This window comes from Streptomyces gamaensis, from assembly GCF_042656465.1.
Taxonomy (GTDB): Bacteria; Actinomycetota; Actinomycetes; order Streptomycetales; family Streptomycetaceae; genus Streptomyces; species Streptomyces gamaensis.
Genome location: NZ_JBHSPB010000016.1, coordinates 81,750 through 107,854 on the forward strand (window position 1 = coordinate 81,750; position 26,105 = coordinate 107,854).

The window sequence follows — 26,105 nt, forward strand, 5'->3', positions numbered from 1 at the left end:
GCCCTCAGGCGGCCTTGGCCTTTGTGGCGTAGACGTCCACGTACTCCTGCCCCGACAGCTCCATGACCTCGCTCATCACCTCGTCGGTCACCGCACGCAGGATGTAGCGGTCGCGGTCCATGCCGTCGTAGCGGGAGAAGTCCAGCGGGGCCCCGAACCGCACGGTCACGGGGGCGAGGCGCAGCCGGCCGTTGCCGCCCGGCTGGACCTTGTCGATGCCGATCATCGCGAACGGCACCACCGGGGCACCCGTCATCAGCGCGAGCCGCGCGATGCCCGTACGGCCCCGGTAGAGCCGGCCGTCGGGGGAGCGGGTGCCCTCCGGGTAGATGCCGAAGACCTTGCCCTCGTCCAGCACCCGGCGGCCCGTCATCAGCGCGGCGACCCCGCCGCGGCCGCCGTCGCGGTCCACGGGGATCATCCCGGAGCAGGTGAAGAACCAGGCCATCAGCCGGCCCTTGATCCCCTTGCCCGTGACGTACTCGTCCTTGCCGATGAAGAACACCTGCCGCTTGACGACCAGTGCGAGGAACAGCGAGTCGACGAAGGTCAGATGGCTGCCGGCGAGGATCACCGGACCCGAGTCCGGGATGTGCTCGGTGCCCTCCACCTTCGGGCGGTACAGGACACGCATGAGCAGGCCGAGGAACGCCTTGAGCAGGATGCGGGACAACGGACCCTCCGGTCGTGGAGTTCGGCTGCGGCAGCGCGGGCCGACGCGCCACGTGACGATACTCGCCGGTACCGTGTCCGCGCACACCGGGTTCACGCAGCGGCAACGAGGTGTTGACGTGAGTTTCCACTCCGTTACGCACCCGTACTCCCCCTCGACGGCCGGACGTGTCTACGATCACCGCGGCCCGCGGGCATGCCGTTCGGCGGCCTGGGCATCCGCATGCGTACGTAGCCGGACATGGCAGTACGCAGTAGGGCAACACATGGCAATTCAAGGAGCGTTCATGGAGCAGGAGCAGCGGCCGGGCAGGCGCACCCTTCTGGGGGCCGCGGCCCTCGGCGCGGGGGCGGTGGTCCTCGGCGGCGGTACCGGGCAGGCGGCCGCCGCGCAGCGCGGCACCGCGGCGGGCCACGGGCGGCCCGGCCCGTACCGGGACCTGCCCACGCCCACCGTCATAGGCCACCGCGGCGCCTGCGGCTACCGGCCCGAACACACCCTGGGCTCCTACGAGTACGCGCTGGCCAACGGCGCGGACGTGATCGAGCAGGACGTCGTGCCCACCAAGGACGGGCACCTGGTGTGCCGGCACGAGAACGACATCACCGCCACCACCGATGTCTCCTCGCACCCGGAGTTCGCCTCCCGCAAGACCACCAAGACCGTGGACGGCGAGTCCCACACCGGCTGGTTCACCGAGGACTTCACCCTCGCCGAGCTCAGGACGCTGCGCGCCAAGGAACGCATCCCGGGCAACCGGCAGCACAACACCCTCTACGACGGCCGCTGGCAGGTGCCCACCTTCGAGGAAGTCCTGCAGTGGGCCGAGGAGCAGGGCCGCAAGCGCGGCCGCCGTATCTGGCTGCACGTCGAGACCAAGCACCCCACCTACTTCCGGGGCCTCGGCCTGGGGCTGGAGGAGCGCCTGGCCCGGCTGCTGCGCCGCTACGGGCGCGCGGGCCGCGACGGGCACACCTTCCTGCAGTCCTTCGAGCCCAGCAGTCTCCAGCGGCTGGGGAAGCTGGGCGTGGACGGCCCCAAGATCCTGCTGCTGGACGATCTGCCCACCCGCCCCTGGGACTTCACCGTCGCCAAGGACCCGCGCACCGTCGCCGACCTCATCACCCCCCAGGGCCTGAAGTGGATCTCCGGCTTCGCGCAGGGCATCGGCCCCTGGCTGAACCTGATCATCCCCCGGGACAAGGACGACAGGCTCACCAAGCCCACCACGCTGGTGCGCGACTCCCACGCCGCCGGGCTGATCCTGCACCCGTACACGATGCGCAACGAGAACAGCTTCCTGCCCGCCGACTTCCGGCGCGGCGGCGACCCCAACGCCTACGGTGACGCGTTCGGCGCGTTCAAGACGTACTTCGCCACCGGCATCGACGGGATCTTCTCCGACAACTGCGACACCGCGGCCATGGCCCGGGCCGACTTCGTCCAGCGCTGACGCGGCCACCGAGGGGGCGGGTACGGGCCCCGTACCCGCCCCTCAAGTGGTTGCGCCGCACCACCGGTTGCGGCCGGCCCGCATTCCCGCCCGAACGGGGGAGAGCGGGCCCCGGCCGAAACCGGTCCGCCACAGGGCCACGTCCCGGCGGGCATGACACCGCACGATCTTGTGACCTCGCTGCGGCCGCTGCTGGCGGCGGAGTGCGCCGCCGAGGCCCCCGCCGCCGGCGTCGACGCCGCCGACCTCGAACAGGCCGTCTGGGTACGGCTGCTGAGCGACGGGTGCCCCGCGGCCGGCGGCCGCACCCGCGCCGCGTACGCCCTGCGGTTACGCGCGGCCGTACGGGCCGAGGCCCGCGCCGCACGCCGCCGCACCCGCAACGAGGTCCCCTACGACCCCACCACCCACGAACCCCGCGACGTCTCCTGCGTGGAGACCACCGTGCTCGCCGCCGAGGAAGGCCGTGCCCTGCGCGCCGCCGTCCGCCGGCTGCCCGGCCGCTGCCCCCGGCTGCTGCGGGCGCTGCTGTCCCGCAAGGACCCCACCTACCGTGAAATCGCAGGTGAGTTGGGAATGTCACAAGGATCCCTGGGGCCGGTCCGTTCCCGTTGCCTGGGATGTCTGCGCAGAATGCTCACGGCGGAGGTTGCCGCTCCTGAACCCTGGGGAAAGGAGCGGTAGACGACCGGCGCCACGGAGGCGACGTGCACCCGCGACGGCTCCTGTCAGGGCGGAACCGCACTGGAAACCTTCACAAGGGGAGGCGTGCGCACATGGGCATGAGCGTGACCATCTCGACGGCGGGCGAGGACGACGCCGAGCAGATCCTGAAACTGCAGTACCTGTGCCACCAGGCGGAGGCCGAGCTCCACGGCGACTACTCGATCGCCCCGCTCACCCAGAGCCTGGCCGCGCTGCGCGCGGAACTGGCCGGGGCCTGCGTGCTCGTCGCCCGCCTCGGCCAGGAGGTCGTCGGCTCGGTACGCGCCACCGTCGACGGCGAGGGCACCGCCCTGCTCGTCGGCCCCATCGTGCACCCGAGGCTGCAACGGCACGGGCTGGGCGGGCGGTTGCTCGCCGCCGTCGAGGAACAACTCGTCGCCGAGCGCTCCGCCCGCCGCTTCCGGTCGGTGACCGGGCGGCGCAACGAGGGCGGCCTGCGGCTGTCCCGCAGGGCGGGCTACGAGCGCACCGCGACCGAACAGCCCGTGCGCGGGCCCGGCTCCGTCACCCTGGAGAAGGCCGCCGACGCGAGCCGGGCGGCCGGCGGCCGGGCCGCGGACTTCGTCACCAGCGCCTGACCGCCGGCTGCTGACCGCCGGCTACCGACCGTCGGCTAACGGTCCTCCGGCCCCGGGGCATCCGCTCCGGGGCCGGAGGCCGCGCGGCGCAGCCAGACCATCGCGGTCACCGGCAGGATCACCGGGATGAACAGATAGCCCATGCCGTAGTCGGACCACACCGTGGCGTCGGGGAAGGCGGACGGCGCGAGCAGCGTCCACGTCCCCACGACCAGCACCCCGGCCAGTTCGGCCGCGCAGCACACCAGCGCCGCGCGGCGCGCGGAGGAACCGCCGCGCACCAGCGAGTACGTGATGAACGCGTACACCGCGGCGGCCAGCGCGGAGAGCACGTACGCCAGCGGCGCCCGGCCGAAGTCGACGATCATCTGCACGATCGAGCGGGACGCCGCCGCGACCGTGAACACCCCGTACAGCCACACCAGCAGCCGGCCCGGCCCCGCGTCCAGACGGAAACCCGCTCCCGCGGTGCGCTCGGTGGACGATCCGGTCACGGTCAGCCTCCCCAGATGGCGCTCAGCCGCACTTCGAGCACGGCCAGGATCACGGCGCCCGCCGCGACCGTCGCCGAGCCCCAACGGGTGCGCTCCGCCAGTGACATGTAGCCGGCGGCCGGCACACAGGCCGCCGAACCGATCAGATAGGCCAGAAAGATCGCGGTACCCTCCGCAGGCCTGCCGCCCGACCCCAGCCGCACCAGCCCCACCACGAGCTGGGCGAGCGCGAGCACGGAGACCACGGCCATGCCGATGAAGTGCCAGTCCTTCGTGGACTGGCCGCGCGAGAAGGCATGACCGCACCAGGCGGCCAGCGCGAGGGCGGTCACACCGACCGCGATCGTCAGCGCGTCGATCACCGCGACCCCCGCACGGGGCGGAGCGGATGGGGCTTGACAAGCATGGGACGACTCTAATGGGCCCCCGCCGGCCCTTGGGGGCCGGGGCGCCGCGCGGGGGCCTCGCGGCCGGGGCCGTGGTGGCGGGGTGGGCGGCCGGCCTCCGGGACCGCGCGTTCGTACGTACCCGCGGGCTGGGCGCCCGCGCCCCCGAACCCCGGTCCTCGATCGCCGTCCCGGGCGCCCCGGCCCGGGACCCGTGCCCGGTACCGGGGCGTAAAGCGCCCCCCGCACCCACGTGGCCTTGGCCACACCGCCCCGCGCCGGAACCCCGTCCTCCACCGCGTACGTCGCCATCCGCGCAGGCCAGGGCCCGGCCCCGGGCCACCCCGCCCGCAAGGGCAGCCGTCCACGACGTGAGCCACGGCGTCCGTTATTCGGACAGCCCTTGGCCGAATCGCATCTCCGTCTGTTTTACTTCCTCGCATGACCACGACGAGCATCCGCACCCTTGCGACCGAGGCGAACACGACGCCCGGTGCTCGTTGCATGTGTCGAATGTGTGACCGCTGAGGGCCCCCGTCCGTGCCTCGCGCCCCGAAGCGAGACCCCGCAGACCCCCGTCCCGGCGCCCACCGCGCGCCCGGACCGGGACCGCCCCGCGTCACACCAGGATCCCGAACCGCGCCCCGCGCCCCGCCGGGACCCCCGTGTCGTGTTCCGCAATGCATGCCCGTGCCCGGCGCCATCCCGCCGCGCACTCGACAGTGACGGAATCCCCTGTGATCACCACCAAGGGCCTGACAAAGGTCTACCGCTCACGAGGCCGCGAGGTCACCGCCCTCGACGGCGTCGATCTGCACGTACGCGAGGGCGAGGTGTACGGCGTCGTCGGCCAGAGCGGCGCCGGCAAGTCCACCCTCATCCGCTGCGTCAACCTCCTGGAGCGCCCCACCTCCGGCACGGTCACCGTGGCCGGCCAGGACCTCACCGCGCTCGCCGGCAGCGGCAACCGCGCCAACGCCGCCCTGCGGCAGGCGCGCAGCCGCATCGGCATGGTCTTCCAGCACTTCAACCTGCTGTCCTCGCGCACCGTTCAGGCCAACATCGAACTGCCGCTGGAGATCCTCGGCGTCTCCGGCCAGGAGCGCTCCCGCAAGGCCCTCGAACTCCTCGACCTCGTCGGCCTCGCCGACAAGGCCAAGGCGTACCCGGCCCAGCTCTCCGGCGGCCAGAAGCAGCGCGTGGGCATCGCCCGCGCCCTCGCCGGCGACCCCAAGGTGCTGCTCTCCGACGAGTCGACCTCCGCGCTCGACCCGGAGACCACCCGCTCCATCCTCCAGCTGCTGCGCGACCTCAACCAGCAGCTCGGCCTGACCGTCCTGCTCATCACGCACGAGATGGACGTCGTCAAGACCATCTGCGACTCCGCGGCCCTGATGAAGGGCGGCCGCGTCGTGGAGTCCGGCACCGTCTCCGAACTCCTCGCTCTCCCCGGCTCGGAGCTCGCGGCGGAGCTGTTCCCGGTCGGCGGCGAGCCCTCGGGCGAGGACCGTACGGTCGTGGACGTCACCTTCCACGGCGAGGCCGCGACCCAGCCGGTCATCTCCCAGCTCTCGCGCACCTACAACATCGACATCTCGATCCTGGGCGCCGCCATGGACACCGTGTGCGGCAAGCAGATCGGCCGGATGCGCATCGAACTGCCCGGCCGTTTCGAGGAGAACGTCGTCCCCATCGGCTTCCTGCGCGAGCAGGGCCTGCAGGTCGACGTCGCCCCCGTGCACACCCCGGCCCCGGCCGACGCGCTCCTGAAAGAAGGTGCCAAGTGACCTGGACCGAGATGCAGCCGCTGCTGCGCGACGCCTGTCTCGACACCCTGTTCATGGTGTGGTGGTCCACCGTGTGGACCGTGCTCGGCGGTCTGCCGCTGGGCATCCTGCTCTACCTCACCGACCGCGGCGGACTGCTGCAGAACGTCGTGGTGAACAAGGTCGTCGGCGCGATCGTCAACATCGGCCGCTCGCTGCCCTTCATCATCCTGATCGTGTGGCTGATCCCCTTCAGCCGCTTCGTCGTCGGCACCTCCATCGGCCCCAGCGCGGCCGTGGTGGCCCTGGCCATCGGCGCGATCCCGTTCTTCGCCCGGCTCGTGGAGACCTCCCTGCGCGAGGTCGACCACGGACTGATCGAAGCCGTGCAGTCCATGGGCGGCAGCACCTGGACCGTGATCTTCAAGGTGCTCCTGCCGCAGGCGCTGGCCTCGCTCGTGGCCGCCCTCACCACCACCGTGATCGCCCTCATCGGCTACTCGGCGATGGCCGGCGCGGTCGGCGGCGGCGGACTGGGCGCGGTCGCCATCAACTACGGCTACCAGCGCCAGGAACACGAGCTGATGAACATCACCATCGTGCTGCTCGTCGTCATCGTCACGGTCGTCCAGCTCGCCGGCGACCTGGCCGTACGCCGTCTCGCCCGGCGCACCGGCCGACAGTCCGTCCCCGTGGGCATCCGCCGGCTGTGGGCCCCCCGCGGCAAGAACCCCGCACCGTCCACCGGGGAGCAGGCCCCCGCCGAGGCACAGCCCGAGGCCGCCGCGCTCGCCAAGACCCCCTGAACCAGGAGCCGCTGACGGCTCCACCCCTGTCCCCGGGCCCGGACCCTTTGCCGGGCGGCACCACTCGGACAGCAGGAAACACCAGAAAACCGGAACAGGAAGGCACTCTTCGTGCGTACCACCACCAAGTTCACCGCCCTCGCCGCGGCAGCGGCCGCCCTCACCCTCGGTCTGAGCGCCTGCAGCGCTCCCTCCGACTCGACCGCGTCGAGCTCGCAGAAGAAGGGCAAGGACGCCGACCCCAAGGCCGCCCTCGTCATCGCCGCCAGCCCCACCCCGCACGGCGAGATCCTCAACTACGTCCGCGACCACCTCGCGGCCAAGGAAGGGCTGAAGCTGGAGGTGAAGGAGCTCAACGACTACAACCTGCCCAACACCGCCACCCAGAGCGGCGACGTCGACGGCAACTTCTTCCAGCACAAGCCCTACCTCGACGACTTCAACAAGAAGAACAAGACGGACATCGTGCCGGTCGTCAACGTCGAGATCGAGCCGCTCGGCCTGTACTCCAAGAAGGGCCTGAAGCTCTCCGACCTCGGCTCCGGCAGCACCATCGCCGTCCCCAACGACACCACCAACGAGGGACGCGCCCTCAAGCTCCTCGCCGACAACGGCGTCATCAAGCTCAAGGACGGCGTCGGCTCCGGCGCCACCCTGCACGACGTCGAGGACGCCAAGGGCGTCAAGTTCACCGAACTCGAAGCCGCCCAGATCCCCTCCCGGCTCGCCGACGTCGACGCCGCCGTCATCAACGGCAACTTCGCCATCAACGCCAAGCTCAGCCCGGCCAAGGACGCCATCGCCCTGGAGAAGGCCGAGGGCAACCCCTACGCCAACTTCCTCGCGGTCAAGAGGGGCAACGAGTCCGACCCCCGGATCGTCAAGCTCGCCAAGCTGCTCAACTCCGACGAGGTCAAGCAGTTCATCGAGAAGAAGTTCAACGGCGCGGTCCTGCCCGCCTTCGGCCCCGTCACCGGCTGACCCGCGCGCCGGCGGGCGGAACGGCGGCAAACACGCCGCGCGCGACCGCCGTTCGCCCCATGGCCCCGGGCCCCGCGCACCCATCGGCGTGCGCGGGGCCCGCCGTACGGTGCCGCGCTTGGCGCACCCGCGCACCGATGCTGCATGCTGGTGCACTCAGGCCACACCCGCCCCCGGCGTTGGAGCAGCACATGACATCCACCTTCCCGGACATCTCCATCACCACGGACCGGCTGGTGCTGCGCCCGTTCGAGGCCGAGGACATCCCCGCCCTCACCGAGATGATGAGCGACGAGCTCGTCATCGCCTGGACCTCCGCCCCCCACCCCTACAGCACCACCGACGCCCGCGAGTGGGCACTGCGCGAAGCACCCGCCGAACGCACCCGGGGACGCGGAATCGTCTTTGCGATCACCGAATTCCTCACCGACCGCCTCGTCGGCACCGTCAGCCTGCAGCACACCGACTGGCGCACCCTCTCCGCCGAGGCCGACTACGTCGTCGCCCCCTGGGCCAGAGGCGAGGGCTACGCCTGCGAATCCGTCCTCGCCGTCGCCGAATGGCTCTTCCGCGACCAGAAGTTCGAGCGCCTCGAAATCCGCACCCCCGCCGACAACACCGCCGCCCAGCAGGTCGCCCAGAAGATCGGCTGCGTCAGCGAAGGGGTCCTGCGCAACGCCTGGATAGCACGCAGCCGCACCGAGGACGGCGGCTGGACGGAGATCCGCACCGACCTCATCGTCTGGAGCCTGCTGCCCGAGGACCTCGACGAGGTCCGCGAGCAGTACGCCGGGGGCTCCGGCTACGCGAGCGCCTTCCCCGACTGGCGCTGAACCCACCCGCCCCGGGCCCCGGTACGCACCACCGGGGTACTCTCACCCTGCCCAGGACCCACCCGCAGGCCCCGACCCGCGACAAGCCTCAGGAGAATGACGACGATGGCCGACCGGGTCACGGTGATCGGGTGGGACGGCTCACCGCTGACGGACGCGGCACGCTCCGCCGTCGCCGCCGCCACCCTCGTGGCCGGTGCCGCCCACCACCTGGCGCTCCCCGAACTCCCGCCCACCGCCGAACGCGTCCGGCTCGGCAGCGTCGGCCTCGCCGCCCGCCGCATCGCCCAGCACCGCGGCTCCGCCGTGGTCCTCGCCGACGGCGACCCCGGCTTCTTCGGCGTCGTCCGCACCCTGCGCGCACCCCAGTACGGACTGGAGGTCGAGGTCGTCCCGGCCGTCTCCTCCGTCGCCGCCGCCTTCGCCCGGGCCGGCATGCCCTGGGACGACGCCCTCGTCGTCACCGCCCACAGCCGCGACCTGCGCCGTGCCGTCAACGTCTGCCGCGCCCACACCAAGGTCGCCGTCCTCACCTCGCCCGGCGCCGGGCCCGCCGAACTCGCCCTGCTGCTCGGCCCCGTCCACCGCACCTTCGTCATCTGCGAGGAACTGGGCACCGACCGCGAACAGGTCACCGTCGTCACCTCCGAGGCGGCCGCCGACCACAGCTGGCGCGACCCCAACGTCGTCATCGTCATCGGCGGCACCGGCACCGCCCGGGAGACCGGCGGCTGGATCGCCGGCCGCGACCCCGCACCCGGCGCCGTACGCGGCTGGGCCCTGCCCGCCGACGCCTACGGCGGCCGGCTCGGCGAGGGCGAGGCCGCCGAACTGCGCGCCGCCCAACTCGCCCGGCTCGGCCCCCGCGTGGGCGACCTCGTCTGGGACATCGGCTGCGGCAGCGGCGCCGCCGCCGTCGAGGCGGCCGGCTTCGGCGCCGCCGTCCTCGCCGTCGACCGCGACGCCGACGCCTGCGCCCGCACCACCGCCGTCGCCCGCCGGCACGGGCTGCAGCTCCAGGTCGTGCACGGCACCGCCCCCCAGGTACTGGAAGACCTCCCCGAACCCGACGTGGTCCGCGTCGGAGCCGGCGGCGCACCCGTGGTCGCCGCCTGCGCGGCCCGCCGCCCCGAACGCATCGTCACCCACGCGGCGACCCGCGACGACGCCGAGGCCATCGGCCGCGCCCTCGCCGAGGGCGGCTACACCGTGGCGTGCACCCTGCTCCAGGCCGTCGAGCTCGACACCACGGCCTGGACCGAACGCGAACGGACCGTCACCTTCCTGATCAGCGGCCACCGTGACCGCCCCTGACCACCTGTGACCCGCCTGTCCCAGGTGGAAGGTAGGCTGGCGGATCGTTGTGCCGCCCCCTCGGTGTCCGACGCCACAGTCGTCAATGTCCTGAACATGCCCTGCCCTTGGCGGGAGCACGGCAGGGTAGAGGCGGACGCGCACAACGTGCCGCGAGGCACGGACGCTCGTTCTTGACTATGGGCGTGAGTGGTTGGAAGGAGCACTACCGATGGGTGAGGGGTACGCATGACCGATACCGGCCAGTTCCCGGTCGAGGGACAGCCGGAGAACGCAGGCGCGCTCCCCGGCCACCCGTATCCCGCGGAAGCCGTCGCCCCTGCCGATCCCGGCGCCCCCGCCGCCTACACCTTCCTCGACCACACGGATACGGCGGACGCCGACGGCGGCGAGGAGGACGACCTGCTGCTGATGCCGGGCGCCCAGGGCGCGTGGATGGAACAGCCCCCGCCGGCCGCCCCGGCCCCGGGCACCGCCACGGGAAGCGGCCCGCAGGAGACCGGCACCGGCCCCGGCGAGCCGCGCCCCCCGGCGCCCGCCGCGCCCGCCCCGCCGCGCCGCCCGCTGCACATGGGCCCGCCCGTACCGGACCCCACGAACGGAGTCGTCCGCTCCCTCGCCGACCGGGGCCCCGCCACCCCGCCGCCCCCGCCGTCCGCCACCCCCGACGCCGCCCCGCAGGCCCCGCGCCTCGCCGGCGTCCCCCCGCAGGGCGGAGCCCGCGAGCCCGGCCCGCAGCAGACCGCTTTCGTCCCGCCGCAGGGCGGCGCGGCCGCCGCCGCCGACGCGGCGATAGTCGCCGGTCCGGTGCCGAGCGCATCCGAGGCGCTCATCTCCCGTGTGGCCGGGGGAGCGACGCCGCAGCCCGACCCGGCCGGTGCGGAGACGACGGCCTCTGCGGCCCAGGGCACGCCGGCCGGTGACGGTGCGCAGGACGTGGCGTCCGTGCCCGGTGCTCCCGGTGTTCCCGGTGTTCCCGGGACGGCCGAGCCGGGCGCGCCCGCTGCTCCTGCTGCGCCGGGCACTCCGGTGATGGCGAACGGCGGGCAGCCGGTGCCGACGCAGTCCGTCGGGAGTGAAGCGGCGGTGGCCGGTGACGGTGCGCCGTCTGCTGTCGGCGGGCCTGCTGCTCCTGTCGCGTCGGTGGTTGCCGACGGCACGCAGCCGGCGCCGGGGCAGTCCGCCGGAACTGACGGGACGACGGCGGCTGCCGACGTCCCGTCTGCTGCCGGGGAGCCCGCCGGCTCTGGCGTGCCGGTGGTTGCCGATGACGCGCAGTCGGTGTCGGTGCAGTCTGCTGCGAGTGACGGGCCGGTGGCCGGTGACGGTGTGTCGTCTGCTGTCGGTGAGGCCGCCGGTGCTGGTGCCTCGGCGGTGGCCGATGGGGCCCAGCCCGCCCCGGCACACGCCGCCAAGGCCGACGCGCCGGTGGCTGCCGAGGGTGCGGAAGCCGTGCTGGCGCAGTCCGTTGGAGTCGGTGCCCCGGTGGTTGTCGATGGTGCCCAGCCCGTCCCGGCGCACGCCGCCAAGGCCGACGCGCCGGTGGCTGTCGAGGGTGCGGAAGCCGTGCCGGCGCAGTCTGCCGGAACTGGTGGTCCGGTGGCCGGCGATGGTACGCAGTCCGCCGGGGTCGGCCAGGCGGTGGTCGCCGGTGAGTCTGCCGGTGCCTCGGTGGTTGCCGATGGTACGCAGCCGGTTCCGGCGCATGCTGCCGAGGGTGCGGAAGCCGTGCTGGCGCAGTCTGCCGGAACTGGTGGTCCGGTGGCCGGCGATGGCGCGGAGCCTGCCGGGGTCGACCGGGCGGTGGCCGTCGGTGAGCCTGCCGGTGCCCCGGTGGCTGCCGATGGTACGCAAGCGGTCCCGGCGCACGCTGCCGATGGTGCGGAGGCCGTGTCGCCGCAGTCTGTTGGAACCGTTGGCCCGGTGGTGGGTGATGGCACTCAGCCCGTCCCGGCGCACGCTGCCGATGGTGCGGAAGCTGTGCCGCCGCAGTCCGTTGGAACCGGTGGCCCGGTGGCGGGCGATGGCACTCAGCCTGTCCCGGCGCACGCCGCCGAGGGCGCGGAAGCCGTGCTGGCGCAGTCCGTTGGAACCGGTGGTCCGGTGGCCGGCGGTGGCGCGCAGCCTGCCGGGGTCGACCAGGCGGTGGCCGCCGGTGAGTCTGCCGGTGCCCCGGTGGTTGCCGATGGCGCGCAGCCCGCCCTGGCACACGCCGCCGAAGGCACGGAAGCCGTGCCGTCGCAGTCCGTTGGAACCGTTGGTCCGGTGGTCGGCGATGGCACGCAGCCCGTCCCGGCGCACGCCGCCGAAGGCACGGAAACCGTGCCGGCGCAGCCCGTCGAGACCGACGAGCCGGCGGTCGTGGACGGCACGCAGCCCGTGTCCGCCCACGCCGACGGGCCCGTTGCCACAGTCGGCAAGCACGCCGCTCCCGCCGCCCCGACGGCTGCCGACAGCGTGCCGTCCGCTGTCGACGAATCCGCTCGCGCCGCATCGGTGGCGGCCGACATCGCGCAGCCCGTACCGGCACAGCCCGCCGGGACCGACGAGGCGGTGGCCGGCGAAGGCGAGCACCCCGGTGCCGCCGGGGCCGCCGCTCCCGTCGCGCCGGTGCCCGTCGACGGCGGGCAGCCCGCCCCGGCCGGAACCGTGGCGCCCGCGCCCGCCGACGCCCCGGCGACCGGCGACGGCACGCAGCCGGGTGCCCCCGAGACCATGCCCCCCGTCACGCCGACCGAGGCGATCGGCGACATCGAACCGACCGCGGTCGCCCAGGCCCCCGCGAGCGAGCCCGCCCCGGCGGCCACCGTCGGCGAAGCGTCGCCCGCGGCCCAGGAAGAGCACCCGGCCGCGGTCACCGTGGACGAGGCGCCGGTCTCCGCCGCGCCCGTACCGCCCGTGTCCGACGGGAGCACGCCGGCGGAGACCGGTGTCGCCCACCTGACGCAGGCGGCCCCGGAGCCGGAGAGCGCCCCGCAGCCCGTACCGCACGGCACTCCGGCCGGGCAGCCGGAGCCCGCCGCGCCCGTACCGGCCCAGCAGCCGCGGCACGCGCTGCACGGGGAGGCCGGCGCCGGGCAACCGGCCGCCGGGGACGGCGAGTCCGTCCCCGCGCCGGTCCAGGACGTGCCCGCACCGGAACCCGGCGCACTGGAGGAGCCCGTGGCCCAGGAGACCGCCACCGAGCCGGAAGCACAGCCGGCCCTCCCGGAGGTGCCCGCCGGGCCCCCGGCCGAGGGCTACGCCGAGTCGGAACGGGCCGCCGTGCACCGCGTCATGCGGGAACGGCGCGACATCCGCAACGGCTTCCGCTCCGACCCCATCCCGCACGAGGTGCTGCTGCGCGTCCTGGAGGCCGCGCACACCGCGCCCAGCGTCGGGCACTCCCAGCCCTGGGACTTCGTCGTCATCCGCTCCGCCGAGACCCGCCGGACGATGCACGAACTGGCCATGCGGCAGCGCGACGCCTACGCCAAGTCGCTGCCCAAGGCCAGGGCCAAGCAGTTCAAGGAGCTGAAGGTCGAGGCCATCCTCGACACGCCCGTCAACATCGTCGTCACCGCCGACCCCACCCGCGGCGGCCGGCACACCCTGGGCCGGCACACCCAGCCGCAGATGGCCCCCTACTCCTCGGCCCTCGCCGTCGAGAACCTCTGGCTCGCCGCGCGCGCCGAAGGACTCGGCGTCGGCTGGGTGAGCTTCTTCGACGAGCGCGAGATGGTGCGCACCCTCGGCCTGCCCGAACACCTCGACGTCGTCGCCTACCTGTGCGTCGGCTACGTCGACGAGTTCCCCGACGAGCCTGAGCTGATGCAGGCCGGCTGGTCCAAGCGCCGCCCGCTGTCGTGGGTCGTGCACGAGGAGGCCTACGGGCGACGGGCCCTGCCCGGCGAGGACCCGCACGACCTGCTCGCCGAGACCCTGCGCGGCATCCGCCCGCTCGACGCCAAGGCCCTCGGCGAGGCGTGGGAGCGGCAGAAGCGGATGACCAAGCCGTCCGGCGCACTCGGCATGCTGGAGATCATCTCCGCGCAGCTGTGCGGACTGTCCCGCAAGTGCCCGCCGCCGATCCCCGAGCCCGCCGCCGTCGCGATCTTCGCGGGCGACCACGGGGTGCACGCCCAGGGCGTCACGGCCTGGCCGCAGGAGGTCACCTCGCAGATGGTGGCCAACTTCCTGGGCGGCGGCGCCGTGTGCAACGCCTTCGCCAACCAGGTCGGTGCCGAGGTGTGCGTCGTGGACGTCGGCGTCGCCGCCGAACTGCCCGCCACGCCCGGTCTGCTGCCGCGCAAGGTACGCCCCGGTACGAGCGATATCACCACCGGCCCCGCCATGACCCGCGAGGAGGCGCTGCGCGCCGTCGAGGTCGGCATCGAGACCGCCCGCGACCTGGTCGCAGCCGGCAACCGGGCCCTGATCACCGGGGAGATGGGCATCGCCAACACGACCGTGTCGGCCGCCCTCATCGCCGTCTACACCGGGGCCGACCCGGCGGAGATCACCGGGCGCGGCACCGGTATCAACGACGAGACGCACGCCCGGAAGATCGACGTCGTCCGGCGGGCGCTCGAACTGCACCGGCCGGACCCCGAGGACCCCATCGGCGTCCTCACGGCCGTCGGCGGGCTCGAACACGCCGCGCTCGTCGGGCTCATCCTGGGCGGTGCGTCCCTGCGCACCCCCGTGATCCTCGACGGCGTCAGCGCCGGAGCCGCCGCGCTCGTCGCCCGCGCCCTCGCCCCGGAGGCACTCGCCGCGTGCATCGCGGGCCACCGCAGCGCCGAGCCCGGCCACGTCGCCGCGCTCACCAAGCTGGGCCTGCGCCCGCTGGTCGACCTCGACCTCCGCCTAGGCGAGGGAACGGGCGCCCTGCTCGCCCTCCCGGTCGTCCAGAGCGCCGCCCGGGCGATGCACGAGGTGGCGACGTTCGACACGGCAGGCGTCACCGAGAAGGGCTGACGCCCCCGCACACCGAACGGCCTTGGCGGAGGCCGCACTTGAGCACCCCGCCAAGGCCGCGCGCCCTGCGGGCCGGCCGCGCGGTACGGGCAGTCCGGTACGGGACCGTGCGGCCCCGGCCCCGCGCCCTGGCCATCGCGTGTCGGTCCGGTCCCCGGTAGCGGCAACTGCGGGCCGGCCGCGCGGTACGGGCAGTCCGGCGCCGCGCGGTACGGGACCGTACGGCCCTGGCCTCGCGTCCCGGCCTTCGCGTTTCGGTCCGGTCCCTGGCGGCGGCAGCTGCGGGTCGGCCGCGCGGTACGGGCAGTCCGGCGCCGCGCGGTACGGGACCGTACGGCCCTGGCCTCGCGTCCCGGCCTTCGCGTTTCGGTCCGGTCCCCGGCCGCGGCAGCCGCAGAACGGCGGCGCGGTACGGGACCGTACGGCCCCGGCCCCGCATCCCGGCCTTCGCGTGTCGGTCCGGTCCCCGGCCGCGGCAGCCGCGGAGAGGCCGCGCGGCCCCGTGCCGGGCCGTCGGCCGGAACAGTTCCCGACTGCCCTGCCGGGCAGGGGACTTCCGGGAACCGCAGCCTTCGCCGGGCCGGGCGCACGGTGGACGCCTCCGCCTCCCGCGCCCCGCCCGGCCCGGGCAACCGCACCGGCGCCGGCGGACCTTCGCACCCCGTATCGCGACCGCACGCCGGGCGCACCCCCTTCCGGGCGCCTGTTCTGTCCCGTACCGTCCCAGCACCGGGTCGTTCGGAACGATCACGACCCCGCCCGTCCGCGCACGTCAACGATCGTTGCCCTTAGGGTGTCCCCGGGGCGCCCGAGCCCCGCAACCGTTCCGCCGCTCCACCGCCGTAGCGGCAGCGCATGCGCACGAGGAGAGCCGCACCGCCATGGCCGAGAACGCCGCCGAGCCCGCCGCCGAACACTCCGCAACCGCCGACAAGGCCGCCTACCCCGTCGGACTGCGCCTCGCCGGACGCCGCGTGGTCGTGCTCGGCGCCGGCCAGGTCACCCAGCGCCGGCTGCCCGCGCTCGTCGCGGCGGGCGCGGACGTGCTGCTGATCTCGCCGTCCGCGACCCCCGCCGTCGAGGCCATGGCCCAGACCGGCGAAGTGCGTTGGGAGCGCCGCCGCTACACGCCCGGCGACCTGGACGGCGCCTGGTACGCGCTGATCACCACCGACGACCCGGAGGCCAACCGGGCCGCCTCCGCCGAGGCCGAGGCCCGCCGCGTGTGGGCCGTGCGCAGCGACGACGCCGACGCCGCCTCGGCCTGGACCCCGGCGACCGGCCGCAGCGAGGGCGTCACCGTCGCCGTGCTCACCGGCCAGGACCCGCGCCGCTCCGCCGCCGTGCGCGACGCCATCGTCGAGGGCCTGCGCGACGGCACCCTCGCGGCCCCGCACCACCGGGTGCGGACCAAGGGCGTCGCCCTGGTCGGCGGCGGCCCCGGCGACCCCGACCTGATCACCGTGCGCGGCCGCCGCCTCCTCGCCGAGGCGGACGTCGTCATCGCCGACCGCCTCGGCCCCCGCGACCTGCTCGACGAACTCCCCCCGCACGTCGAGGTGATCGACGCCGCGAAGATCCCGCACGGCCGGTTCATGGCCCAGGAGGCCATCAACAACGCCCTGATCGAGCACGCCAAGGCGGGCAAGGCCGTCGTCCGGCTCAAGGGCGGCGACCCGTTCGTCTTCGGCCGGGGCATGGAGGAGGCGCAGGCGCTGGCCGAGCACGGCATCCCCTGCACCGTCGTCCCCGGGATCTCCAGCTCCATCAGCGTGCCCGCCGCCGCCGGGATCTCCGTCACCCACCGGGGCCTGGCACAGGAGTTCACGGTCGCGAGCGGTCACGTCGCCCCCGACGACCCGCGTTCCCTCGTCGACTGGGCCGCCCTCGCCGGGACGCGCGGCACGCTCGTGCTGCTGATGTCCGTGGAGAACATCGCGGCGATCGCCGGGACGCTCGTCCGTCACGGCCGCCCCGCCGACACGCCCGTCGCGGTGGTGCAGGAGGGTACGACCGCCACCCAGCGGCGACTGGACGCGACGCTCGCGACGGTGGGGGAGCGGGTGCGGGCCGAGGGCATAAGGCCGCCCGCCGTCGTCGTCATCGGCGAGGTCGTCGCCGTCACGCCCGAGTCCGCCCTCCGGCCCGGCACCGGCAGCGGCCGCTGAGCCGGGCCCCGCACGTTCCCCTTCACTGGCAGCTCACAACAGGACAAGGCAGTATCGACCCCGTGGCAGGCACCGCAGACCCCGCAGACACCCCTGCGACCCCCGAGATCATCACCATCGACGACCCCGACGACCCGCGTCTGCACGACTACACCTGCCTGACCGACGTCGAGCTGCGCCGCCGCCGGGAGCCCGCCGAGGGGCTGTTCATCGCCGAGGGCGAGAAGGTCATCCGCCGCGCCCTGCAGGGCGGTTACGCGATGCGCTCGATGATGCTGTCCGAGAAGTGGGCCGAGGTGATGCGCGACGTCATCGACGAGTCCCCGGCGCCCGTCTACGTCGTCACCCCCGCGCTCGCCGAGCAGGTGACCGGCTACCACGTGCACCGCGGCGCGCTCGCCTCGATGCGCCGCAAGCCCCTGCCCGACGCCGCCGGCCTGCTGCGGGACGCCCGCCGCGTCGCCGTCCTCGAAGGGCTCGTGGACCACACCAACGTCGGCGCCATCTTCCGCAGCGCCGCCGCCCTCGGCATGGACGCCGTTCTGCTCTCCCCGGACTGCGCCGACCCCCTCTACCGGCGCTCGGTGAAGGTCTCCATGGGCGCCGTCTTCTCCGTGCCGTACGCGCGCCTGGAGAGCTGGCCGCGCGACCTGGAGCCCGTCCGCGAACTCGGCTTCTCCCTGCTCGCCCTCACCCCCGACGACAAGGCCGCCACCCTGGACGCGCTCGCCCCGCACCGCATGGACAAGGTCGCGCTCATGCTCGGCTCGGAAGGTGACGGCCTGTCGGCCCGCGCGCTGCGCGCCGCCGACGAATGGGTGCGCATCCCCATGGCCCACGGGGTCGACTCGCTCAACGTCGGCGCGGCCGCGGCCGTCGCCTTCTACGCGGTGACCACCGGCCGCCCGCAGAGCTGACGCGCACTCACCGCGCGGGCCGGCGCTGTCAGGAGCCGTTCGCTTCAGGAGCCGTCCGCCCGCGCGTCCGTACCGCCGAAGGGTCCCGCCGCGGACCGTACGCCGCCGGCGGGCGACCCCGAGCTGTGGGACGGCCCCTGACAGCCCTGCGCCACCGCGATCCCCAGCGCGACCAGCAGCGTCACCACCACGAACACCGTCAGCCGCTGCCGCAGCAGGGAACGGTCCGCCGCCGGCCGCCGGCCCTGCGCCCCCGTACGCGGCGCGGGACGACCGCCGCCGCGTGCCGCCGGCCGGGCCCCGCCCGTACGTCTCGCGGCGGGCCGCGGCACGGCCGGACGGCCCTGCTCCGGGCGGCGCGCCTGGTCGAAGGAGCGGTCCGGGCCGGGTCGTCGGCCGGAACCGTGCGGACGCAGCACCGGGGCCTTGAGCGTCCGCTTCTCGGTGTGCTGCTCCGCGTACTGCGCGGCCCGCTGCCCCGCCGGGCGGCCCGGCTCCCGGCGCGCGGCCGGCGGCCGCCCCTCCGGCAGTCCGTGCGCCTCGCGCGCCGCGATCTCCTTCAGCCGCAGCGACAGCTGCAGGGTGCTCGGCCGGTCCTCCGGGTCCTTGGCCAGACACGCGTGGATCAGCGGGGCCAGCGCGTCGGGCACCGCCATCAGCTGCGGCTCCTCGTGGACCACGCGGTAGAGCATGACCTCCGAACTGCCCTGTCCGAAGGGCGAGTCGGCGGTACAGGCGTAGGCGAGGGTCGCGCCCAGCGCGAAGACGTCCGTCGCCGGCGTCACCGCCGCGCCGCGCACCTGCTCGGGCGCGAGGAAGCCGGGCGAGCCGACCGCCGTCCCCACGTGCGTGAGCGTGCTCGCGCCGGTCGCCCACGCGATGCCGAAGTCGATGATCCGGGGGCCCTTGGGGGACAGCAGGATGTTCGAGGGCTTGAGGTCCCGGTGCACCACCCCGGCGTCGTGCACGGCCAGCAGACCCTCCGCCAACGCCGCCCCGATGGAGGCCGTCTGAGCCGCCGACAGCGGCCCCTCCTCGGCCACCTTGTCGTGCAGCGAGGGCCCGGGCACGTACTGGGTGGCGAACCACGGCCGGTCCGCCTCCAGATCCGCGGCCACCAGCCGCGCCGTGCAGCCGCCCCGGATGCGCCGGGCCGCCGACACCTCACGCGCGAAACGCGAACGGAACTCCTGGTCCTCGGCCAGATCCGGCCGGATCACCTTCAGCGCCACCCGCTGCCCGCGCCGGTCGGAGCCCAGGTACACCACGCCCATGCCACCGGCCCCCAGCCGGCGGTGAAGCCGGAACGAGCCGACGACTCGCGGGTCCTCGCGCCGGAGCCGCATCATCGCCATCTTCATCCCCGCTGCCCGGTCCGTCTGACGTGGCCCAGCTTACGGATTGACGGCCGTACGCGCGCAGAGGCCGCGCATGCGTCGGCCCACGGATTGTCGGTGCCCGCCGCGCACCCCACCCGGCGTGCGGGGCGTACGGGCCGGGGCCGCCCGGCGGCCCGTCCCGCGCTCAAGGCCGCACGGCACAAGGGGTTTTGGGCCCCCGCGGCCCGGCCGGGGGCGGGGCGGGACGACGGCGGGGGAGCGGACCGGGCCGGCGCCCGCCGCAGTGATCGAAGTCACCCGGCGGCAGCGGTGCGCGCGGCAGCCGACGCCCCCTCAGGGAAGACCCCGAGGCTTGAGCCAACGGTCTCCAACCACAGGAGTAGCCGCCGGGGCCCGCTCATCCTCGGGGAGGCCGGTCAAGCCGTACGCGGGCATGACGACCGGCCCGCCGTCCGCCCCTAGTGTTGAGGGCAAGCGGCGGGTGCAGCACTCGTCCCCCGAGGTCACACGCCCGCCGCTGTCGGAACGAGGCAGGCGGCGGCAGCCTGCGGAAGGCAGGCGGGAGAGGCATGATGGCGGACTCCGCGGGACGTACGGCGACCCGGGCCCTGCGGGCGCAGGCCCCGGCCCGGCGCGCCGCCGACGCCCTCGGCGCCGGTCGGGCCGGCACCCGTCATCCGCTGGTCGCCGTGGCGATGGTGCTGCCCCTCGCGGTGCTCCTCGCCGTCGCCTTCGGCGGCTGGGACGCCGTCGTCCTCCAAGCGTCGTCCGTGGCCGGGATGCTGGGGCGCTAGCGCCCCGGGCCCGGGAGAGCGGCCCGGGCCGGGGACACCGGCCGGTCAGCCCCGTGGGGACGGGGGTGCGGCGGACGGCACGGCGGGCCGGGCACCTGGGGAGGTGCCCGGCCCGCCGCGTTCGATCATCAGGGCCCATGACAAAGGGGCCACGGCACAGGGGCCACGACAACACGACAAAGGGCCGGGGCCCGTGGACCCCGGCCCTTGGCCGGACTGTGTGCGCGATACTGGGATTGAACCAGTGACCTCTTCCGTGTCAGGGAAGCGCTCTCCCGCTGAGCTAATCGCGCGGGGAGGTCTGTTGCAGACCCCTGTGGACGATACTGGGATTGAACCAGTGACCTCTTCCGTGTCAGGGAAGCGCTCTCCCGCTGAGCTAATCGTCCGGGACGGTGCTGGGACCGCGTGCGCGATACTGGGATTGAACCAGTGACCTCTTCCGTGTCAGGGAAGCGCTCTCCCGCTGAGCTAATCGCGCTGGGAGCTTCCGAGCCGGGGCCCGGAAGGTTCGGATCCGCGAGGATCCTGGTGGACGATACTGGGATTGAACCAGTGACCTCTTCCGTGTCAGGGAAGCGCTCTCCCGCTGAGCTAATCGTCCTTGGAGGTGGAGACGGGATTTGAACCCGTGTAGACGGCTTTGCAGGCCGTTGCCTCGCCTCTCGGCCACTCCACCAGGAGTGCGGGGGTTCGGGAAGATCCCCCGACATCGAGCGGACGACGAGATTCGAACTCGCGACCCTCACCTTGGCAAGGTGATGCTCTACCAGCTGAGCCACGTCCGCAGTGTCGGTTCCGTTTCGCTTCCGCGTCCCGGCGACGTGTTGAACTCTAGCGGATTCCGGCGCCAGCTCAAATTCCGTTTCCGCAGCGTGCTGCGCTGATCCTTCGCCCGGGCCGGTCCCGCGGTCCGCGCCATAGACTCGTTGACGTGCACAGCTTGTCCTCGACGTCCCCCCCGATGGCCCGCTTCGGCGGCCTCCTCGCCACCGACCTGCGCGACGTCACCAGCGACCCGGAAGCCCTCGGCTCCGCGGGCTGGTGGGCCGTGGTCGCCGACTTCGAGGGCCGCCTGGTGTGCGCCCGCTTCGGGGACGTACGCCCCGCGGCGCCCCCCGCACCCGAGCCCGGCCGCTGGCGCGGCCCGGCCCCCGAGGAGTGGACCACCTCCCTCGACCGCGAGGCCTACATCGCGGGCGTGCGGCGCATACGCGAACACATAGCGGCCGGCGAGGTCTACCAGGCCAACCTCTGCCGCGTGCTGAGCGCGCCCCTGCCCCACGACACCTGCGACATCGACGCCCTGACCGCCCTGCTCGCCCGCGGCAACCCCGCCCCGTACGCGGGCACCGTGCGGCTGCCCGCCCACGGCGTCGAGGTCGCCACCGCCTCCCCCGAGCTGTATCTGCGCCGCACCGGCCGCACCGTGGAGTCCGGCCCGATCAAGGGCACCGGCCGCACCGCCGAGGACCTGCTGGAGAAGGACCACGCCGAGAACGTGATGATCGTGGACCTGGTCCGCAACGACCTCGGACGCGTCTGCGCCACCGGCTCCGTGACCGTCCCCGAACTGTGCGCCGTCGAACCCCACCCGGGACTGGTCCACCTCGTCTCCACCGTGCGCGGCGAACTCGCCGATGGCGCCGGCTGGCCGGAGCTGTTCGCCGCCACCTTCCCGCCCGGCTCCGTCACCGGCGCGCCCAAGGCCAGCGCCCTGCGCATCATCGAAGCCCTCGAAACCGCGCCACGCGGCCCCTACTGCGGCGGCATCGGCTGGGTCGACGCCGACCGCGGCACCGGTGAACTCGCCGTCGGCATCCGCACGTTCTGGATCGACCGCACCGGCCCCCGCGGCCCCGTCCTGCGCTTCGGCACCGGCGCGGGCATCACCTGGGGATCCGACCCCGAACGGGAGTGGGACGAGACGGAGCTCAAGGCGTCCCGGCTGCTCGCCATCGCCTCCGGAGTCCACCAGCCGCTCGGCAGCGGCCGGGGGTGACCGGCGCGGGCTGTCTCCCTCCGTGGCCCGCGCGCGTCCGCACAGCCCGTGACGTACGCGCGCGGGACCGGTACAACACCAGGGTGACCACGACCCTGCGGCCCACCGCACCCGAGCGGCGCACCGACGACGGCGGCCGGTCGCGCACGTACCAGATCTGCGTCAACAGCAGGCCCGTCGGCACGGTGGAACTCGCCACCGACGCCGCCTTCGGCCCCACGGTGGGCCGCGTCCTGCGGCTCACCGTCGACGAACGCGAACGCCGCCGGGGCCGGGGCACCGTCGCCGCCCTCGCCGCCGAGGAGGTCCTGCGCGGCTGGGGCTGCGCCCGCGTCGAGATCGCCGTCGACGCGCACGCCACCGTCGCCCTCGGTCTCGCCCACGCCCTCGGCTACACCGAACGCAACCGCCACCTGGCCAAGACCCTCACCACCGTTCCCCGGCTGCCCGAGGGCACCGAGGGCCGCCCCATGACCGAGGCCGAATTCGCCGCCTGGGAGAGCGGGGCGAGACGCGGCTACGCCCAGGACCTCGCCGACCGGGGCGTCCCCGCCGGCCAGGCCCGCGCCAAGGCCGAGGCCGACCACCGCCACGCCCTGCCCGACGGCCAGACCAGCCCCGGAGTGATCTTCAGCACGCTCCTGCACCGGGGCAGCCCCGTCGGCATCCTCTGGCTCGTCCTGCGCGACCGCGGCCCCGGCCGGCCCGGAGCCCACGTCTACGACATCGAGGTCGCCGAGGCCCACCGGCGCCGGGGCCACGGCCGGTCCCTGATGCTGCTCGCCGAGGCCCAGGCCCTGGCCGCCGGCGCCGACCGCCTGGGCCTGAACGTCTTCGCGGGCAACACGCCCGCCCTGCGCCTGTACACATCACTGGGCTACGAGCCGCAGTCGCACCACCTCTACAAACCGCTGCTGTGACGCACGGGCGCGCGCCGCGCCCGTACCGGCCGCGGCACTATGCCAGCAGCCGGTCCACGATCTCCTCGATCCGCGCGCGCAGCCCTTCCTGGCTCTTGCCGCCGTCCAGCCGCTCGTCCCCGACGACGTAGGTGGGCGTGCCCGTCACCCCGATCGCCTTCCCCTCCGCCTGATCGGCGTCGACGAGCAGCAGATGCCGCCCGTCGATCAGCGCGGTGTCCAGCTCCTCGACGTCCAGCCCCAGCTCCCCGGCCACCTCGAAGAGCACCTTCTCGCCCCGGGAGCCCAGCTCCTCCGCGCGCGCCAGCACCGCCTCCACGTACGGCCAGTCCCGCCCCTGCTCCGCGGCCTCCTCGGCGGCCTGCGCGGCGGCGTAGGCGTGCTTGTGCTTCTCCAGCGGGAAGTGCCGCAGCCGGATCTCCAGCCGGTCGCCGTAGCGCTCGCGCAGCGCGCGCAGATCCTCCAGGGCTACGCGGCAGTCCACGCACTGCAGGTCGCACCACACATCGAGAACGGGGGCGGGGGCGGGGGCGGGAAGAGAGGTCTCAGAGGTCTCAGGGGCAGGGAAGTCGCTCATGGGGCCAGTCTCGCAGCCCCGAGATCCGCGATCCGGCCGGAAACCCCTCGGCCCGGGGGAGGAGCGACCCCTGAGATCCCCCGGAGATCTCCCCGAGCCCGGCCACCGGCCGTGGCCGGACCCGCGCGCCCCGGTGCAGGATGGAAGCACACCCCCGACAGCAGGAGACCAGGAGGAGCCGGATGCTGACCTCGACGATCTGTGCCGCGGTGTCCGCGGCCGGCCTGGGCATCGCGGCACTGACGGCCTACCGCAAGCGCTTCCTCGCCGCGGCCCGGATCGCGGCCTATGCCCTCGTCCCCATCGGCCTGGTCATGACGGGGATCGTCGACTGGCTGACCAAGCTGGTCCTCAAACCCACGGTCTGGGCGGGCTTCGGCGTGCTCGCGCTCGCCGCCGTCCTGTTCATGGTCACCAGGGCCGTCGAGCGACGCTCGCCCGGCAAGGGCGGCGGCAAGAGCGGCGGCGAGGACGGCAAGCGCGCCGGCCGCAAGGAACGCCGGGCCGCCGTGGCGGCACAGCGTGAGGCCGTGGCCCCGGCCGCCTCCGCTCCGTCACTGGGCGCGGCCCGCCCCGGCACGACCGGGAAAGCGGACAGCGGTGACGACTTCTCGGATATCGAGGCAATTCTCAAAAAGCACGGAATTTAACCGGACGTCAGCCACGGGGCCGGTCCCGGCAGTACGCCGGATTTCGGCCGCGCGTGATCCAGGACCGCCGACGGCGCTCCGGCAGCGATTTCCGGCTGGCCACCGCCGATGCGGCGATTTTGTCCTTCCGTCTGCGCCTCCGGAAATGTCCACGGCCGGCTCCTCATTCGGTGACCCCCCGCTGCCGGGCCCGGTACGCCGCGACATGCAAGCGGTTCCCGCACGTCCGGCCGTCGCAGTAGCGGCGCGAGCGGTTGCGCGACAGATCCACGAACGCGCGCCCGCAACCGGGCGCCGCGCAGCGCCGCAGCCGCTCCCGCTCACCCGCCACGACCAGGAACGCCAGCGCCATCCCGCCGTCCGCCGCGAGGTGCTCGGCCACCGACGCGCCCGGCGCGAAGTAGTGCACGTGCCAGTCGTAGCCGTCGTGATCCGTCAGCCGCGGCGTCGTCCCCGCCTCCGCGATCAGCGCGTTCAGCAGCTCCGCGACCGCGGCCGTCTCCCCGGCCGCGAACGCCTGCGCGAACGTGCCCCGTACCGCCCGTACGGCCGCCAGATCGCCCTCCCGCAGCGTCCCGACACCGCTGAGGGCATGGCGCTCGACGAACCGCCGCAGCGCCGGCAGATCCGTCAGCTCGTCCCGCGTCCCGCCGCCCTCCCGCACCACGGCGGTGTTGACCAGGTCGACGACGGCTTCCAGCGCGCACCGGGTGTCGTGGTTGATCAGCACGGATTCGTTCGCTCCCTGACCGGCCGGGGTGGGGCTTGCAGGTCGTCCGGTCGGTGGGACCGGGAGCGCAGACTCTAGCGGCTCCGGAGGAACAGCGGCGCCGTCGCCGCGGAGGACCCGCGGCGACGGCGCCGCCGTCGTGCTCGGAGCGATCTCGTGCGATGTGCCTCGCCGGTCCCTCGCCTCTCTCCTCGCCTCTGTGCCGTTCGCGCGCCCGACCCCCCGAGTGGGCGGGCGCGCCCTGTCCCTGCCTCCTTGAGGACCGCCGTCAGCTCTCTGCGAGGATGTGCGAGAGCTCGGTGTCCAGGTCGAAGTGGCGGTGCTCGGTACCCGGCGGGACCGCCGCGTCCGTGCGCTTCAGGAACGACTCCAGGGCCCGCGCCGGGGCCTCCAGCAGGGCCTCGCCCTCCGGCGAGCTCAGCGCGATGCACACGACGCCCTGACCGTGGCTCCGGGACGGCCAGACCCGGACATCACCGGTGCCGGTGGGCCGGTGCAGACCCTCGGCGAGCAGATCTCTGGCGAAGACCCACTCGACCGTCTCTTCGGCACCGGTGTGGAACGTGGCGTGCACGGCATACGGGTCGGCCGTGTCGTACCGCAGACCCGCGGGTACAGGCAGTGAGGATTCGCTCGACACGACGAGGCGCAAGTGCAGCTCGCAGCTGACCGTGGTGTTCATAAGCGCCAAGGCCTTTCGCTCAGTGTGCGCTCGGGGATTCGCACGTCGGCGAAATCGACATGCCACCTACGGTGCCGTTGTAAACCCCTCTGACCGTTTTGGGACTCTTCGGATACCCCGGACGGCGCAGCCGCTCGCCCGCTGATACCGCCATTCCAGTGAGTTCCGGCCCGGTTCGGCATACCGGCGCGCGGTAATGCGGAGAGTGACGGACAGCAGCTCGACGTCATGACGACCGGGGAGCGGCCGCGAGGGCCGGCGGTATCGGGGACCGCCGCCCTCGCACCATCCGCGCCACCGGCGGCGGCCGCCGCGCCTCCCGCCCGGCCGCCGCGTCGCCGTGCCCGCGCGCCCGG

At 73.9% G+C, this 26,105-nt stretch carries 23 protein-coding genes and 6 tRNA genes; 15 read left to right on the top strand and 14 right to left on the bottom strand.

The genetic code is table 11. The features are described from left to right. Positions 1-4 precede the first annotated feature (4 nt). Positions 5-673 carry a lysophospholipid acyltransferase family protein gene (locus ACFP1Z_RS24080; protein WP_390319345.1) on the bottom strand — a complete coding sequence of 223 codons (669 nt, stop codon included), beginning with the start codon at positions 671-673 and terminating at the stop codon, positions 5-7. 286 nt (positions 674-959) lie between these two features. On the opposite strand from ACFP1Z_RS24080, the gene ACFP1Z_RS24085 reads away from it, so the two are divergent. The 3 genes from ACFP1Z_RS24085 (at position 960) to ACFP1Z_RS24095 (ending at position 3,430) form a co-directional block, all read left to right on the top strand. Next, a complete protein-coding gene (locus tag ACFP1Z_RS24085; RefSeq protein ID WP_390319347.1) occupies positions 960-2,126 on the top strand; it encodes a glycerophosphodiester phosphodiesterase in 1,167 nt (388 codons plus the stop codon). 153 nt (positions 2,127-2,279) lie between these two features. Continuing rightward, a complete protein-coding gene (locus tag ACFP1Z_RS24090; RefSeq protein WP_390319349.1) occupies positions 2,280-2,810 on the top strand; it encodes a sigma-70 RNA polymerase sigma factor region 4 domain-containing protein in 531 nt (176 codons plus the stop codon). 92 nt (positions 2,811-2,902) lie between these two features. Then, the gene (locus tag ACFP1Z_RS24095) at positions 2,903-3,430 is read left to right on the top strand and encodes a GNAT family N-acetyltransferase (RefSeq protein ID WP_390319351.1); all 528 of its coding nucleotides are present in this window, start codon (positions 2,903-2,905) and stop codon (positions 3,428-3,430) included. 35 nt (positions 3,431-3,465) lie between these two features. On the opposite strand, the gene ACFP1Z_RS24100 is transcribed toward ACFP1Z_RS24095, so the two are convergent. Together ACFP1Z_RS24100 and ACFP1Z_RS24105 are read right to left on the bottom strand one after the other, a co-directional pair. Further along, the gene (locus ACFP1Z_RS24100) at positions 3,466-3,924 is read right to left on the bottom strand and encodes a hypothetical protein (protein ID WP_390319353.1); all 459 of its coding nucleotides are present in this window, start codon (positions 3,922-3,924) and stop codon (positions 3,466-3,468) included. A gap of 2 nt (positions 3,925-3,926) precedes the next feature. Beyond that, positions 3,927-4,286, bottom strand: a complete 360-nt coding sequence (locus tag ACFP1Z_RS24105; protein WP_390319355.1) for a hypothetical protein — start codon at positions 4,284-4,286, stop codon at positions 3,927-3,929. A gap of 761 nt (positions 4,287-5,047) precedes the next feature. Between ACFP1Z_RS24105 and ACFP1Z_RS24110 the strand changes: the two genes are divergently transcribed. The 5 genes from ACFP1Z_RS24110 (at position 5,048) to cbiE (ending at position 10,010) form a co-directional block, all read left to right on the top strand. Beyond that, on the top strand, positions 5,048-6,097 hold the full coding sequence (locus ACFP1Z_RS24110; protein ID WP_390319357.1) for a methionine ABC transporter ATP-binding protein: 1,050 nt from the start codon (positions 5,048-5,050) through the stop codon (positions 6,095-6,097). Next, positions 6,094-6,882 (top strand): methionine ABC transporter permease, encoded by a 789-nt coding sequence (locus tag ACFP1Z_RS24115; RefSeq protein WP_390319359.1) that lies wholly within the window; start codon positions 6,094-6,096, stop codon positions 6,880-6,882. Before ACFP1Z_RS24110 ends, ACFP1Z_RS24115 begins: the two co-directional genes overlap by 4 nt. Positions 6,883-6,993: 111 nt before the next feature. Beyond that, positions 6,994-7,863, top strand: a complete 870-nt coding sequence (locus ACFP1Z_RS24120) for a MetQ/NlpA family ABC transporter substrate-binding protein (RefSeq protein ID WP_390319361.1) — start codon at positions 6,994-6,996, stop codon at positions 7,861-7,863. 191 nt (positions 7,864-8,054) lie between these two features. Beyond that, positions 8,055-8,696, top strand: coding sequence for a GNAT family N-acetyltransferase (locus ACFP1Z_RS24125; protein ID WP_390319363.1), 642 nt, complete (start codon positions 8,055-8,057; stop codon positions 8,694-8,696). 105 nt (positions 8,697-8,801) lie between these two features. After that, positions 8,802-10,010, top strand: coding sequence for a precorrin-6y C5,15-methyltransferase (decarboxylating) subunit CbiE (gene cbiE / locus ACFP1Z_RS24130; RefSeq protein ID WP_390319504.1), 1,209 nt, complete (start codon positions 8,802-8,804; stop codon positions 10,008-10,010). Positions 10,011-10,187: 177 nt separating this feature from the next. On the opposite strand, the gene ACFP1Z_RS24135 is transcribed toward cbiE, so the two are convergent. Then, positions 10,188-12,434: a hypothetical protein gene (locus tag ACFP1Z_RS24135; protein ID WP_390319365.1), complete on the bottom strand. Its 2,247-nt coding sequence runs from the start codon at positions 12,432-12,434 to the stop codon at positions 10,188-10,190. On the opposite strand from ACFP1Z_RS24135, the gene cobT reads away from it, so the two are divergent. From cobT to ACFP1Z_RS24150, 3 genes are all read left to right on the top strand, one after another. Further along, positions 12,333-14,969 carry a nicotinate-nucleotide--dimethylbenzimidazole phosphoribosyltransferase gene (gene cobT, locus ACFP1Z_RS24140; RefSeq protein ID WP_390319367.1) on the top strand — a complete coding sequence of 879 codons (2,637 nt, stop codon included), beginning with the start codon at positions 12,333-12,335 and terminating at the stop codon, positions 14,967-14,969. The two genes, ACFP1Z_RS24135 and cobT, sit on opposite strands and share 102 nt — an antisense overlap. Positions 14,970-15,850: 881 nt before the next feature. Beyond that, entirely contained in the window at positions 15,851-17,137 is a 1,287-nt protein-coding gene (gene cobA, locus ACFP1Z_RS24145) for a uroporphyrinogen-III C-methyltransferase (RefSeq protein WP_390319369.1), read from the top strand. 62 nt (positions 17,138-17,199) lie between these two features. After that, entirely contained in the window at positions 17,200-18,054 is an 855-nt protein-coding gene (locus tag ACFP1Z_RS24150; RefSeq protein ID WP_390319371.1) for a TrmH family RNA methyltransferase, read from the top strand. A gap of 44 nt (positions 18,055-18,098) precedes the next feature. On the opposite strand, the gene ACFP1Z_RS24155 is transcribed toward ACFP1Z_RS24150, so the two are convergent. Further along, complete coding sequence (locus tag ACFP1Z_RS24155) at positions 18,099-19,415, bottom strand: serine/threonine-protein kinase (protein ID WP_390319373.1); 1,317 nt, start codon at positions 19,413-19,415, stop codon at positions 18,099-18,101. 551 nt (positions 19,416-19,966) lie between these two features. On the opposite strand from ACFP1Z_RS24155, the gene ACFP1Z_RS24160 reads away from it, so the two are divergent. Continuing rightward, positions 19,967-20,188: a hypothetical protein gene (locus ACFP1Z_RS24160; RefSeq protein ID WP_390319375.1), complete on the top strand. Its 222-nt coding sequence runs from the start codon at positions 19,967-19,969 to the stop codon at positions 20,186-20,188. 221 nt (positions 20,189-20,409) lie between these two features. Here the strand turns inward: ACFP1Z_RS24160 and ACFP1Z_RS24165 are convergent. The 6 genes from ACFP1Z_RS24165 to ACFP1Z_RS24190 form a co-directional block, all read right to left on the bottom strand. Beyond that, a tRNA-Val gene (locus ACFP1Z_RS24165) sits at positions 20,410-20,481 on the bottom strand. A gap of 24 nt (positions 20,482-20,505) precedes the next feature. Beyond that, positions 20,506-20,577 (bottom strand) — tRNA-Val (locus ACFP1Z_RS24170). Between the two features lie 20 nt (positions 20,578-20,597). Further along, positions 20,598-20,669 (bottom strand) — tRNA-Val (locus ACFP1Z_RS24175). Between the two features lie 48 nt (positions 20,670-20,717). After that, positions 20,718-20,792 (bottom strand) — tRNA-Val (locus tag ACFP1Z_RS24180). 1 nt (position 20,793) lies between these two features. Further along, positions 20,794-20,867 (bottom strand) — tRNA-Cys (locus tag ACFP1Z_RS24185). A 36-nt stretch (positions 20,868-20,903) separates the two neighbouring features. Next, a tRNA-Gly gene (locus ACFP1Z_RS24190) sits at positions 20,904-20,976 on the bottom strand. A 176-nt stretch (positions 20,977-21,152) separates the two neighbouring features. Here ACFP1Z_RS24190 and ACFP1Z_RS24195 point away from each other — a divergent pair. After that, positions 21,153-22,190, top strand: a complete 1,038-nt coding sequence (locus tag ACFP1Z_RS24195; RefSeq protein WP_390319505.1) for a chorismate-binding protein — start codon at positions 21,153-21,155, stop codon at positions 22,188-22,190. 83 nt (positions 22,191-22,273) lie between these two features. Next, positions 22,274-23,110 (top strand): GNAT family N-acetyltransferase, encoded by an 837-nt coding sequence (locus ACFP1Z_RS24200; RefSeq protein ID WP_390319377.1) that lies wholly within the window; start codon positions 22,274-22,276, stop codon positions 23,108-23,110. Positions 23,111-23,147: 37 nt separating this feature from the next. On the opposite strand, the gene ACFP1Z_RS24205 is transcribed toward ACFP1Z_RS24200, so the two are convergent. After that, on the bottom strand, positions 23,148-23,687 hold the full coding sequence (locus tag ACFP1Z_RS24205; RefSeq protein WP_390319379.1) for a DsbA family protein: 540 nt from the start codon (positions 23,685-23,687) through the stop codon (positions 23,148-23,150). Positions 23,688-23,869: 182 nt separating this feature from the next. Between ACFP1Z_RS24205 and ACFP1Z_RS24210 the strand changes: the two genes are divergently transcribed. Continuing rightward, positions 23,870-24,337: a hypothetical protein gene (locus tag ACFP1Z_RS24210; RefSeq protein ID WP_390319381.1), complete on the top strand. Its 468-nt coding sequence runs from the start codon at positions 23,870-23,872 to the stop codon at positions 24,335-24,337. A 163-nt stretch (positions 24,338-24,500) separates the two neighbouring features. On the opposite strand, the gene ACFP1Z_RS24215 is transcribed toward ACFP1Z_RS24210, so the two are convergent. Then, positions 24,501-25,067 (bottom strand): CGNR zinc finger domain-containing protein, encoded by a 567-nt coding sequence (locus ACFP1Z_RS24215; RefSeq protein WP_390319383.1) that lies wholly within the window; start codon positions 25,065-25,067, stop codon positions 24,501-24,503. Positions 25,068-25,335: 268 nt separating this feature from the next. Next, positions 25,336-25,749, bottom strand: a complete 414-nt coding sequence (locus tag ACFP1Z_RS24220) for an SsgA family sporulation/cell division regulator (RefSeq protein ID WP_003959770.1) — start codon at positions 25,747-25,749, stop codon at positions 25,336-25,338. Positions 25,750-26,105 lie beyond the last annotated feature (356 nt).

What these genes read in the sequence shown, in the direction of transcription:
- cbiE (WP_390319504.1), top strand. Translation starts at nt 8,802, where the DNA reads ATGGCCGACCGGGTCACGGTGATCGGGTGGGACGGCTCACCGCTGACG.
- ACFP1Z_RS24090 (WP_390319349.1), top strand. Translation starts at nt 2,280, where the DNA reads ATGACACCGCACGATCTTGTGACCTCGCTGCGGCCGCTGCTGGCGGCG.
- ACFP1Z_RS24160 (WP_390319375.1), top strand. Translation starts at nt 19,967, where the DNA reads ATGGCGGACTCCGCGGGACGTACGGCGACCCGGGCCCTGCGGGCGCAG.
- cobA (WP_390319369.1), top strand. Translation starts at nt 15,851, where the DNA reads ATGGCCGAGAACGCCGCCGAGCCCGCCGCCGAACACTCCGCAACCGCC.
- ACFP1Z_RS24195 (WP_390319505.1), top strand. Translation starts at nt 21,153, where the DNA reads ATGGCCCGCTTCGGCGGCCTCCTCGCCACCGACCTGCGCGACGTCACC.
- ACFP1Z_RS24095 (WP_390319351.1), top strand. Translation starts at nt 2,903, where the DNA reads ATGGGCATGAGCGTGACCATCTCGACGGCGGGCGAGGACGACGCCGAG.
- ACFP1Z_RS24210 (WP_390319381.1), top strand. Translation starts at nt 23,870, where the DNA reads ATGCTGACCTCGACGATCTGTGCCGCGGTGTCCGCGGCCGGCCTGGGC.
- ACFP1Z_RS24155 (WP_390319373.1), bottom strand. Translation starts at nt 19,415, where the DNA reads ATGAAGATGGCGATGATGCGGCTCCGGCGCGAGGACCCGCGAGTCGTC.
- ACFP1Z_RS24220 (WP_003959770.1), bottom strand. Translation starts at nt 25,749, where the DNA reads ATGAACACCACGGTCAGCTGCGAGCTGCACTTGCGCCTCGTCGTGTCG.
- ACFP1Z_RS24125 (WP_390319363.1), top strand. Translation starts at nt 8,055, where the DNA reads ATGACATCCACCTTCCCGGACATCTCCATCACCACGGACCGGCTGGTG.
- ACFP1Z_RS24085 (WP_390319347.1), top strand. Translation starts at nt 960, where the DNA reads ATGGAGCAGGAGCAGCGGCCGGGCAGGCGCACCCTTCTGGGGGCCGCG.
- ACFP1Z_RS24205 (WP_390319379.1), bottom strand. Translation starts at nt 23,687, where the DNA reads ATGAGCGACTTCCCTGCCCCTGAGACCTCTGAGACCTCTCTTCCCGCC.